Origin of the sequence: Micrococcoides hystricis, from assembly GCF_042434215.1 — a bacterium.
In the GTDB taxonomy this organism is placed as follows: Bacteria; Actinomycetota; Actinomycetes; order Actinomycetales; family Micrococcaceae; genus Micrococcoides; species Micrococcoides hystricis.
Window position 1 is genome coordinate 63,349 of record NZ_JBHLUB010000004.1, and the last position, 11,922, is coordinate 75,270.

General features: G+C 63.0%; 10 protein-coding genes. All 10 read right to left on the minus strand.

From position 1 onward, the window contains the following. Positions 1-40 precede the first annotated feature (40 nt). Positions 41-2,890 (minus strand): translation initiation factor IF-2, encoded by a 2,850-nt coding sequence (infB, locus tag ACFFFR_RS03690; RefSeq protein WP_377458182.1) that lies wholly within the window; start codon positions 2,888-2,890, stop codon positions 41-43. A gap of 149 nt (positions 2,891-3,039) precedes the next feature. Continuing rightward, entirely contained in the window at positions 3,040-3,375 is a 336-nt protein-coding gene (locus ACFFFR_RS03695) for a YlxR family protein (protein WP_377458183.1), read from the minus strand. Positions 3,376-3,436: 61 nt separating this feature from the next. Next, the gene (gene nusA / locus ACFFFR_RS03700; RefSeq protein ID WP_377458184.1) at positions 3,437-4,414 is read right to left on the minus strand and encodes a transcription termination factor NusA; all 978 of its coding nucleotides are present in this window, start codon (positions 4,412-4,414) and stop codon (positions 3,437-3,439) included. A 103-nt stretch (positions 4,415-4,517) separates the two neighbouring features. Then, positions 4,518-5,006: a ribosome maturation factor RimP gene (gene rimP / locus ACFFFR_RS03705; protein WP_377458185.1), complete on the minus strand. Its 489-nt coding sequence runs from the start codon at positions 5,004-5,006 to the stop codon at positions 4,518-4,520. A gap of 37 nt (positions 5,007-5,043) precedes the next feature. Beyond that, entirely contained in the window at positions 5,044-5,853 is an 810-nt protein-coding gene (locus ACFFFR_RS03710) for a sulfite exporter TauE/SafE family protein (protein WP_377458186.1), read from the minus strand. 20 nt (positions 5,854-5,873) lie between these two features. After that, on the minus strand, positions 5,874-7,679 hold the full coding sequence (locus tag ACFFFR_RS03715; protein ID WP_377458187.1) for a proline--tRNA ligase: 1,806 nt from the start codon (positions 7,677-7,679) through the stop codon (positions 5,874-5,876). A gap of 116 nt (positions 7,680-7,795) precedes the next feature. Next, positions 7,796-8,692: a GNAT family N-acetyltransferase gene (locus ACFFFR_RS03720; protein ID WP_377458188.1), complete on the minus strand. Its 897-nt coding sequence runs from the start codon at positions 8,690-8,692 to the stop codon at positions 7,796-7,798. Further along, a complete protein-coding gene (ispG, locus tag ACFFFR_RS03725) occupies positions 8,649-9,794 on the minus strand; it encodes a flavodoxin-dependent (E)-4-hydroxy-3-methylbut-2-enyl-diphosphate synthase (protein WP_377458210.1) in 1,146 nt (381 codons plus the stop codon). The genes ACFFFR_RS03720 and ispG overlap by 44 nt, the downstream gene beginning before the upstream one ends. 120 nt (positions 9,795-9,914) lie before the next feature. Continuing rightward, positions 9,915-10,583: a response regulator transcription factor gene (locus ACFFFR_RS03730; protein ID WP_377458189.1), complete on the minus strand. Its 669-nt coding sequence runs from the start codon at positions 10,581-10,583 to the stop codon at positions 9,915-9,917. Beyond that, on the minus strand, positions 10,580-11,902 hold the full coding sequence (locus ACFFFR_RS03735) for a sensor histidine kinase (protein WP_377458190.1): 1,323 nt from the start codon (positions 11,900-11,902) through the stop codon (positions 10,580-10,582). The genes ACFFFR_RS03730 and ACFFFR_RS03735 overlap by 4 nt, the downstream gene beginning before the upstream one ends. Positions 11,903-11,922: the final 20 nt, after the last annotated feature.

Here is an 11,922-nt window from a genome sequence, read left to right on the forward strand (position 1 = left end):
GGAAGTTCCGGTGCGCCATCGTGATACGTGCTGTGTTGGATTAGCTGCGTGGCTTCTCGCGCATCTCGAAGTTTTCGATGATGTCGCCTTCGCGGATGTCGTTGAAGGAGCCCAGGCCGATACCACATTCGAAGCCCTCGCGGACCTCGGTGGCGTCGTCCTTGAAGCGGCGCAGCGAGTTGATGCTCAGGTTGTCGGCAACGACGGCGCCGTCGCGGACCAGGCGGGCTGCGGCGTTGCGCTTCATCAGCCCGTCGCGGACCATACAACCGGCGATGTTGCCGAACTTGGAAGAGCGGAACACTTCGCGGATCTCCGCGGAGCCGAGGATGACTTCCTCGTATTCCGGCTTGAGCATGCCCTTGAGCGCGGCTTCGATGTCATCGATGGCCGAGTAGATCACCGAGTAGAAGCGCATGTCGACACCTTCGGCGTCGGCCAATTCTGCCACGCGCTCGGCGGGGCGGACGTTGAAGCCGATGATGATGGCGTTGTCGACGGTAGCCAGGTTGACGTCGTTCTGGGTGATCGCGCCAACACCGCGGTGAATGACCCGCAGCTGGACTTCCTCGCCGACCTCGATCTTCATCAGGGAGTCTTCCAGGGCCTCTACGGCACCGGAGACGTCGCCCTTGATGATGAGGTTGAGCGTGTCGATCTTGCCCTCGGCAACAGCCTGGTCGAACTCTTCCAGGGTGATGCGCTTGCGACGCTTGGCCAGGATGGCGTTGCGTTCGGCGGCTTCACGCTTCTCCGCGATCTGACGGGCGGTGCGCTCGTCTTCGGTCACGATGAAGGAGTCACCGGCGCTTGGCACATTGGACAGACCCAGTACCTGGACCGGACGCGATGGCAGTGCCTGCTCAACCGTGTTGCCGTGCTCGTCGAACATGGCGCGGACACGACCGTGGGCGGTACCACAGACGATGGTGTCACCGATGTTGAGGGTACCGGACTGGACCAGGACGGTTGCGACCGCACCACGGCCCTTATCTAGGTGCGCTTCAATCGCGACACCGCGGGCTTCCTTATCAGGGTTGGCTTCCAGTTCCAGGGCCGCGTCTGCGGTGAGCAGGACGGCCTCGAGCAGCTGGTCGATGTTGAGGTTGTTGCGGGCGGAAACGTCCACGAACATGACATCGCCACCGTACTCTTCTGGGATCAGACCGTATTCGGTGAGCTGACCGCGGATCTTGTCCGGGGAAGCTTCTTCCTTATCGATCTTGTTCACCGCGACCACGATCGGCACGCCGGCAGCCTTGGAGTGGTTCAACGCCTCCACGGTCTGCGGCATAACACCGTCGTCGGCAGCGACCACGAGTACCGCGATGTCGGTGACCTGGGCACCGCGGGCACGCATGGCGGTGAACGCCTCGTGACCCGGGGTATCGATGAAGGTCAGTTTGCGCTCTTCATCCTCATGGTCAACCTTGATCTGGTAGGCACCGATGTGCTGGGTAATACCACCGGCTTCGCCTTCGCCGACGTTGGTGCGTCGGATGGCGTCCAGCAGGCGGGTCTTACCGTGGTCAACGTGACCCATGACGGTGACCACTGGTGGGCGTGGCTGCAGATCTTCTGGATCTTCGTCGGCCTCTTCGGCATCCAAGTCGATGTCGAAGGACTCTAGGATCTCGCGGTCTTCATCTTCTGGGGAGACAATCTCGACCTTGTAGCCGATCTCTTCGCCCAGCAGCTGGAAGGTTTCCTCGTCCACGGACTGGTTGGCGGTCGCCATTTCACCGAGGTGGAACAGCACCGTGACCAGTGCGGCCGGGTCAGCCTTAATCTTTTCGGCAAAGTCCGCGATGGAGGAGCCGCGGCGCAAACGCACGACGGTGTCGCCATCGCCCTTCGGAACCTTCACGCCACCGATGACCGGTGCCTGTTGCTGTTCTAGTTCCTGACGCTTCTGACGCTTGGACTTGCCGCGCTTACGGCCACCGCCGCGACCGAACGCGCCACCTGGTGCGTGCGCGCCACGACCACGGCCGCCGGGACCACCGGAGCCGCCACCGGGGCGACCGCGGCCGCCGCCGCGGCCTGCTGGGGCCGGTGCAGCTGGCGCGGTGGAACCGGCCATGATGGATGGCTTTGGGCCACCGGGACGCGGTGCGCCGCCTGGCCGGGGTGCGCCGGAACGCTGGCCGCCGGTGCCTGGGGCGCCACCTGGACGCGGTGCGCCGGGACGTGGTGCCCCTGGGCGTGGGCCACCGGGACGTGGACCGCCCGGACGAGGACCACCGGAACGCTCACCCTGGGTACGCATGCCCTGCTGGGACGCGAAGGGGTTGTTGCCTGGGCGTGGTGCCGAAGGGCGTGGGCCACCGGGGCGCGGACCGCCCGGACGCGGACCACCGGAACGCTCACCCTGAGTGCGCATCCCCTGCTGGGAGGCAAACGGGTTGTTGCCCGGGCGTGGGGCGCCCGGCTTGGGGGCGCCGCCTGGCTTCGGTGCGGCCGATGGCTTGGCGCCAGGGCGTGGAGTCTCTGGTTTTGCTGCTGCCGGTGATGGGGCCGCCGGGGTTGGGCCCGGGGCAGCCTTCTTAGCGGCCGGTGCAGCCGGGGTGGCTTTGCTGGTTTCAGCGGCAGCTTCCTTGGCTGGCTCGTCCTTCTTCGCGGCAGCCTTTGGTGTAGCTTTCGGGCCGGTTGGACGTGGGCCGGCTGGTTTTGGACCGGAGCTGGACTTCGCGGTCTTGGCACCGGCGTCAGCTGACTTGGTGTCGGCAGGTGGCTCGCCGAACTTGGTCTTGTACTTCTTCACGACCGGAGGTTCGATGGTCGAGGAAGCGGAGCGAACGAATTCGCCGATTTCTTCTAGTTTGGCAATGACCTCTTTGGAGGGGATTTTGTATTGCTTGGCTAGTTCGTGGACACGGATCTTGGCCACTATTCTCCTTTTTCTGATCCGCGCCGCACTAAAAGTCTTGAAAGTCTAAGAGTGTGTCACGGACCGGTTTGACGTTGACTGTCGCGTGGGTGAGCACAGGTGATGGTTCATCGTTGCGTACTCATCGTTGGCTCGTCATCGGGTTTCCATCAGATCTTTGACCCGCTTTCATGTTGGTCTCGGACATTTTCGGTTGCGCTGCAAGCGATCGTGAACTCCGCAGCCAAGGCTGTGGTGTCCACTTGGCCTCGAAAAGCTCGGGCGAAGCCGCGGCTTTTCAAGGCGCGTTGGAAGCAGTCCTGGTTCGGATGCAACCATGCTCCACGTCCGCCGGCTCGCGCACCGGTATCCACGTGAACCGATGGGGTGTCGGTTCCGGAAACGGCACGCACATGCAGGCGGATCAGGGCAACCTGGTCATCACTGTGGCGGCAGCCAATACACATCCGTTGCGGTTGGTGGGGAGCTTTGTCGGTGTGAGACACCAGCGCTAACGCACCTTCCGAATCGGGATATTAAATGATGACCGTCTATCATTCTAGCGCATTATGCGCTAGGGGCTTGGCCATCGGGCAGGATATCGATACGCCAACCGGTCAGCTTGGCCGCCAACCGGGCGTTCTGTCCTTCCTTGCCGATGGCGAGGGAGAGCTGCAACTCTGGGACTGTCACCCGGGCGGCCCGAGCGTTCTCATCGACAATCGTCACGGAGGTCACCTTTGCCGGGGAGAGCGCGTTGGCGATGAACTCGGCCGGGTCCTCGGAATAGTCGACGATGTCGATCTTTTCCTCGTTCAACTCCTCCATCACGGCGCGCACACGGGCACCCATTGGACCGATGCAGGCACCCTTCGGGTTGATGCCAGCCTTGGTCGCGGCCACCGCCATCTTGGTGCGGTAGCCGGCCTCGCGGGCCAGTTCTTTGATCTCGACCGTGCCATCGGCGATCTCCGGCACTTCCAATTCAAAGAGTTTGTGCACCAGCCCCGGGTGGGAGCGGGACAGCGTGATCGACGGACCTTTTAGACCTTTTTGGACCGTCACCACGTAGGCCCGCAGGCGTGTTCCGTGCCGGTAGCGTTCGGTGGGGACCTGTTCCGGTGGCGGCAGCACGGCCTCAACCGTGCCCAAGTCCACCTGGATCATGTGCGGGTTCTTGCCCTGCTGGATGGTCCCGGACACGAGTTCGCCTTCTTTACCGCGGAACTCGCCAAGGATTTGATCGTCCTCGATGTCCCGCAGATGCTGCAGGATGATGGCCCGTGCGGTAGAGGTGGCGATGCGACCGAAGTCTTTCGGGGTGTCATCGAATTCCCCGATGGACTCACCATCCTCGTCCAGCTCTGGCGCCCAAATCGTGACAAGCCCGCTGGTGCGGTCCAGTTCGGCACGAGAATTATCGATCGCGCCGGGCGACTTGTAGTAGGCGTGCAGCAGGGCCTGCTCGATGGTGGGGACAAGTTTGTCGAGAGTGATGTTGTGTTCGCGCTCCAGCATTCGCAGTGCGCTCATGTCGATGTGCATGGGAAACCTTACTCTCCGCTCCCCTGCCGTGGTTTTTAGTGGCACGACGGGGAGTATTCAATTTGATGGGATTAGCTAAATTTTGTCGGGTTTAAGCGTACCGCTATTCGGCGGCAGAAAACTCCACTTGGACTTTCGCTTTTGCGATCTGGTCGTAGGCTAGGGTGGTTTCCGGCCCGGTTTTGGCTTTCATGCCCTTCTTCGGGGGCGGCAGTTGCTCGGCGACCATCACGGTTTGTTCGTCCGCGGAGATCAACCGGTACTGCTTCTTTTGGCCATCGACCGTGGTGATCGCCACCAGCCGGCCGATGTTGCGCCGGTAGTGTCGCGGTTCGGTCAGCGGGCGCGAAACCCCGCGGGAGGAGACTTCCAACTCGTAGGGGTTCTGGTCGTCCCATTGGGCGTCGAGGGCGGCCGAGAGTGCGTGTGTCAGCTCGGCGATGGTGTCCAGATCCACTTGGTCGGTGCCGGTCTCTTTGTCCACGACGACCGAGAGGGTCCGTGCGTTGCCGTGCTGGCGCAGGGCCACCTCTTCGGTGATGAGCCGGAATTCGGACACGACGGTGTTAATGATGTTTTCGAGCTGCTGCATGTCTCTAGCCTATCCAAGCAGGCGGTGCCTGCACATCCTAGAAAAATCGCTCCGCCATCACGTCCCAGCCCAGACGCAGGATGAGCGCGAAAACCACGATGAGGAAGACGATGCGGATGAACCCGGATCCTTTGGCGATCGCCATCCGGGCACCCAGGTAGCCACCCACCATGTTCGCCAGCCCCAGCAGCAACCCGACCAGGAGCAACAAGTGCCCGGTGATAAAGAAGTAGATCAGGGCCCCGATGTTGGTGAACATGTTCACGATCTTGGCTTGGGCGCTGGCCGCCAAAAAGTTGTAACCCAGAATCGTGACAATCCCGATGATCAAGAAGGTTCCCGTACCCGGGCCCAGCACCCCGTCGTAGAAGCCCACCACCGCACCGATGGCGACTGCTAGCAGGTAGTGTTGCCGGCCACTGTGGCGCAGCTGGGTTGCTTGACCCAACTGCGGTCGGGCCGCGGTGAAGGTCGCAACCGCTATCAGGGCAACGACGATTATCGGTTTGATGACTTGCCCCGGCAAGATGGTGGCGATGATGGCCCCGCCGAAACTGGCGGCCAACGCTGTGGCCGCCATCGGCAGGACCGTTTTCAGATCCGGTTGGGTGCGCCGATAGTAGGTGATGGCGCTGGTGGTCGTGCCGAACACCGACCCCATCTTGTTGGTGGCCAGCGCCTGAATCGGCGTGATGCCTGGTACCAGCAGTAGGGCGGGCAATTGCAGCAGCCCGCCACCACCGACGACGGCGTCAATCCAGCCGGCGCAAAAACCGATGCCGATGATGGCTAGGACGGTCAGCCACGTGAGTTCAACGGAGCCAACCAAGTTGGCTGTATCCACCATCGACGGCGCCTTGGTCTAACTTAGCCCTGGTTGACCAGTTCGGTCACGGAGGCCACAGCCTCGGCGACCGGGACGTTCACGGCTTCACCGGTGGCCCGGTTTTTGATCTCAACCTCGCCGTTAGCCAAGCCGCGGCCCACCACCAGAATGACCGGCACACCGATGAGTTCGGCGTCGGAGAACTTCACGCCCGGGGAGACCTTTTTACGGTCGTCGTACAGCACCTCGATGCCGGCGGCTTCCAACTCGTTGGTGAGCTGCTCAGCGGTATCGAAGACCTCTTCGCCCTTACCGGTGGCCACCACGTGCACGTTGTACGGGGCAACGGCCTGCGGCCAGCACAGGCCCTTGTCGTCGTGGTTGGCCTGAGCCAATGCGGCCACGGCGCGGGTGACACCCACACCGTAGGAGCCCATGGTCACCACGGTGGCTTTGCCGTTCTGGTCCAGCACCTTCAAGTCCAGCGCCTCGGCGTATTTGCGGCCGAGCTGGAAGATGTGGCCCATCTCGATGCCGCGGCGCGTGGTCAGCGGGCCGGAACCATCCGGTGCCGGATCTCCGTCGCGCACCGCGGTGCATTCGATGGTGTCGTCGAACGTGAAGTCACGCTCGGCGACCAAGTTGTACACGTGGGTGTCAGCCTTGTTGGCACCGGCAACCCAGCGGCTGCCCGGAACCACGCGCGGATCCACCAGATACCGCAGACCGGTGCTGGACTCCAACCCAAAGAACGGGGCGTTCTTGTCCGTGCCCGGGCCCATGAAACCGGGCACCAGACCGGGCACCTTGGCCAATTGCTCATCGGTGGCCGGTTCAATGATCAGCTCACCGGGGATATCCATAATCGTTCCGAGGTTGGCCTCGATACGCTTCATGTCCACGTCCCGGTCTCCAGGCAGCGCAAGCACCACCAATTCGGTCTCACCGGTTGGCGCGGTGACCGAGAGCACTAGGTGCTTCAGGGTTTCTGCCGGGTCGATCTTCCGGCCCAGTTCCGCGCTGAGGTGCTCGTTGGTGTAGTCCACTAGCAGGCCGATGGTCTTGGTTCCCGGGGTGGCCAGCTCGACGGGGGCTGGTGCGTCATCGTACGGCTGGGCCGGCGGGACCACCGTCGCCACCGCCTCCACGTTCGCGGCGAACCCGCCCGGGGACACCACGAACGTGTCCTCGCCGATGTCGCACGGGTTCAGGAATTCTTCCGACTTGGATCCGCCCATCGCGCCGGCGGTTGCCTGTACGGGCACCACCTCGAGGCCGAGCCGTTCAAAAATCTTCAGGTAGGCTGCCCGCTGCGCTTGGTAGGCCTCTTCCAGACCCTCATCGTCAATGTTGAAGGAGTAGGCGTCCTTCATGATGAATTCCCGTACCCGCAGCAGGCCAGCCCGGGGCCGGGCCTCGTCGCGGTACTTGGTCTGGATTTGGTACAGCATCAGCGGCAGGTCCTTGTACGAGGAGTACAAGTCCTTCACCAACAGGGTGAACATCTCCTCGTGGGTGGGGGCCAGCAGGTAGTCGGCTTCTTTGCGGTCCTGCAACCGGAAGATCCCCTCGCCGTATTCTTCCCAACGCCCGGTCGCCTCGTAAGGCTCCTTGGGTAGCAGGGCCGGGAAGTGGACCTCTTGGCCGCCGATGGCGTTCATCTCTTCCCGGACAATCTGCTCCACCTTGCCCAGCACCTTCAACCCCAGCGGCAGCCACGAGTAGATGCCCGGCGCGGCCCGGCGGATGTAGCCGGCACGGATTAGCAGCTTATGGCTGGCGACGTCGGCATCGTGTGGATCTTCACGCAGGGTGCGCACAAACAGTGTGGAGAGGCGATCGGCCACGAATTTTGGTCCTTACTAATCAAACAAGTGCTCGAATGTGGGGTTCGCGCGAGTCTTGGACACCGGTGTCCAGCAAGCGCGCTTCCTCAACCATCCTAAAGCACGCGGTCAACCCCTTAGAACAGCACCGTTGCGAAGGCACCGATCTGTTCGAAGCCCACGTGTTCGTAGACCCGCCGTGCCGGGGTGTTGTAGTCGTTGACGTAGAGCGAAACGTGGGTGGATAGGCCCAGCCCGTACTCGACGACGGCGGCCATCCCGCCCCGGGCGACCCCCTTGCCGCGCAGGTGTGGCGGAACCCAGACACCTTGTACTTGGGCACATTCGGCTGTGACAGTGCCCAAGTCGGCTTTGAAGTTCAGCCGGTCTTGGTCGTCGAAACCGATCAGGGTGTGGCCGTGCCGGATGAGCTGCTTGACCCGCTCTTGGTAGGAGTTGTCCCCGTTGATGAAGGGGGAAAAGCCGAGCTCTTCCCGGAACATGGCCGCCGAGGCCGGCAACACCAAACCGAACTCGTCAGTCCTAGCCGTCCTGACCTGCGGGCTGGGTGGCACGGTCGTGGCTGGGGCGCTGATCGCCATCAGCGGCTGGTTGTGGCGAACCCCGAAGGCGTTTTGGCGGCCGGAATGCAGCTGGGACCAGATCCCATGCACCGCCTTCGCCGGCCCGAACACGGAGGCGAAGAGCCGACCCAGATTCCGGGCCACAGCACCGAAGAGAGCGCCGATCTCCATCGTGGTGTTCGTGGGCACCACGTTCGCGCCCAACCAGCAGGCGGCGCTGAGCTGATCGTTCTGGAAGTACCCGAGGAAAAAACCGCCGGCCTTGTGCGGGCCAATACCGTCGTTAAGTTGGTCTCGTAAGAAGACGTGATGAATCGGCTCGGTGTTGACCAGAGCTAGCAGTTCCGCCTCGTCGGCGGCCCCGAGGATGCGCAGGCCGGGTTCGTTGACCGCGGCCAGCGCCCGTTTAGCTGACGGTAACCACGGGAGGTGCTGAGGCAGAATTCTCATCCGGGTTCTCCCCCATCTCATCGGCGATGCGGTTAGCCTCAGCCAGCAGAGTTTCTACAATGAGTTCTTCCGGCACGGTCTTGATGACCTCGCCCTTGACGAAGATCTGTCCCTTGCCGTTTCCGGAGGCCACGCCGAGATCGGCCTCGCGTGCTTCACCCGGACCGTTGACGATGCAGCCCATGACGGCCACCCGCAGCGGCACGGTCAGGTGCTTCAGCCCTTCGGTGACCTCGTCGGCGAGGGTGTAAACATCCACCTGGGCACGGCCACAGGATGGGCAGGAGACGATCTCAAGTTTGCGTGGCCGCAGATTCAACGACTGCAGGATCTGAGTACCGACCTTGATCTCCTCCACCGGCGGGGCGGACAGGGAGACCCGGATGGTGTCGCCGATGCCCTTGGCCAGCAGCGCCCCGAAGGCGGTCGCGGACTTGATGGTGCCTTGGAAGGCCGGACCCGCCTCGGTCACACCCAAGTGCAGCGGCCAGTCACCGCGCTCGGCGAGCATCTCGTAAGCTTTCACCATCACGACCGGGTCATGGTGTTTGACGGAGATCTTGAAGTCGTGGAAGTCGTGTTCCTCAAAGAGGGACGCCTCCCACACCGCGGATTCCACGAGGGCCTCGGCGGTGGGCTTGCCGTACTTATCCAGCAGGCGCTTATCCAGCGAACCGGCGTTCACACCGATCCGAATGGAGACCCCGGCATCGGCGGCGGCCTTGGAGATCTCTTTCACCTGATCATCGAATTTACGGATGTTGCCCGGGTTGACCCGCACCGCGGCACAGCCGGCATCGATGGCGGCGTACACGTAGCGGGGCTGGAAGTGGATGTCCGCGATCACCGGGATCGGGGACTTCTTCGCGATGATAGGCAGCGCCTCAGCATCGTCGGCCGAGGGGCACGCAACCCGGACGATATCACAACCGGCGGTCGCCAATTCGGCGATCTGCTGCAGGGTTGCGTTGATGTCCGTGGTCGGAGTGGTGGTCATGGACTGGATAGAAATCGGTGAATCCGAACCGACGCCTACGGACCCGACCTTGATCTGGCGGGTTTTGCGGCGCGGAGCCAAGACCGGTGGGGGTGGTGCTGGCATGCCGAGGTTGACGGTGGACACTCAATTCCTCCTAGAGAAGACCAAAGTGGGAGAACCAAAGTAGGTCGGTATCAATCTTAACACCTAACCGCGGCGGACTTTGCCGGCCTACGTGCGGACTCACCGGGTGGAGATGATCCCCAGACGTTGTCCGATGGCGATGGCTTGGGCCCGGTTGACAGCCCCAAGTTTGCGGTAGATGTGGGCCAAATGGGTTTTCACGGTGGCCTCGGAAATGAACAGCTTGGCCCCGATTTGCTTGTTGGTGTACCCGAACTCCAGCTCCCCCAGAATCTGTTTTTCCCGCTCAGACAACTCATCCGGGTCCGGCTGGGCGTTGAGCCGGGCAGCCACCTCCGGGGCTAAGACCTTTTCCCCGGCGACGGCGGCTAACACGGCGTCACACAGATCGGTGAAGCTCGCGTCCTTGAGCAGGTAACCGGCCGCACCGGCCGCGAGCGCGGCGGAGATGTCCGCATCGGTGTCATACGTGGTGAGGATCAGCACCGGCAGCTGCGGGTATTTCTTGCGTAACTGGGTGGTGGCCTGCACCCCGTCCATCCCGCCGGGCATCTGCAGGTCCATCAACACGACGTCGAAGGGCTCCCCCAGAGCGTGGTGCCGGTCCACGCTGGCCAGCGCCGCGCCCCCGTCGGCGGCTTCATCGGCGACCACGAAGCCCGGGTGTTGGGCGAACATGGCTGTCAGTCCGGCCCGCACCACGGGGTGATCATCGACCAGCAGCAGCCGCAGTTGTTGGGTGGGTTCGGTACTCGTGTCGGCGCTCATGGGCGTGGCCTTTCGGACTCGAAACGTTCAGGGGCGGTGCCGCCCCGCGGCAGCGCAACTGCCACCACGGTCCCGGCGTCGGGGGCTGATTCGATGGTGACGGTGCCGCCGGCCTCCGCCACCCGCTCCTGCAATGCTCGGGTGCCATAACCGGTGGGGGTATCCGCAGCCATCCCCACCCCGTCGTCATAGATATCCACCGTGATCTCGCTGGGATGAAACCCGAGGGTGAGCACGGCGGTGGAGGCGGAGGCATGTTGGACCACGTTGGCCAAACTGGCCTGGCTGACGCGTCGGATCAGTTGCTGTTGTTCCGCAGAGACTTGATATGGGTCGCCGTCGATGACGAAGCGGCAGTGCAACCCAGCACTGCGCCGGTGCGGGTCCGGCAGCTGGGTGGTCTGTGCGCAGAGCCGGTCCAGTTCGGCCAGCAGCGTGTCGATGTCGGCATCGGTCTGATCTAGGTCTGCGATGAGGTTCCTGGCCTCGTTCAGGTTGGTGTCGGCCGTTTCTTCAATCAGGCTCAGCAGCCTGTCCGATTCCTGCTGGGCAGAGCTGTTTCTCAGTGCGCGGGCGCACAACACGATGGAGGAAAAGCCTTGGGCGAGGGTGTCGTGAATGTCCCGGGCGAGGCGCTCTCTCTCGGCTAACCGGCCGGCAGCCCGCTGGCTGCGCGCCAATTCGGCTTGCGTGCGGCGCAACTCATCCAGTGCGGCCTGCTGGGCCTGCATCTGGGCGTAGAGGGCCCGGTAAATGAGCCAGATGATGATCGCCACCGCGGCGCCGATCCCGGGCCCCACGATCTGGGCGGGACTATACGGAACGCGGTGCAGAGCCGGGGCCATGGCCACCACCACCGCAGAGAACACCACGAGCCCGTAGCTGATCCACCGGTAGCGTTGCAGCACGTGTAGCTGCAAAAAATACAGGGGAAAGGCCACCCAAGCGAAGTCCGGATGGTGCAGCACCAGTCCCACCCATAGCAGCATGACCAGCACCAGCCACAGCACTGAGCCCGGCGCGGAAACAAAACTACGCAGGGAGGCGCTTTTCAGGGTGCCAGTCGCGAAACGATGCTCAATCAACGTCCCGAACAGATACACCCCGGCCAACAGCATACCGGTGATCCAGCCAACCCACAGGCTACCGGTGGAGAGGGACTCATCCACGCTGATCCGCAGTAGGCCCAACCCCAGTAGCGCCGCGAACAACACGTGCAGGGAAACCCGCAGGAAGGTCAGAACCGCCGTGATGTCCTCCGCTTGGCCCACACCACGCGTAGGCTCGGCAGGCTCTTTGGCTACCACCTCAGCGTTCATCACAACCCTCCCCTATCCAT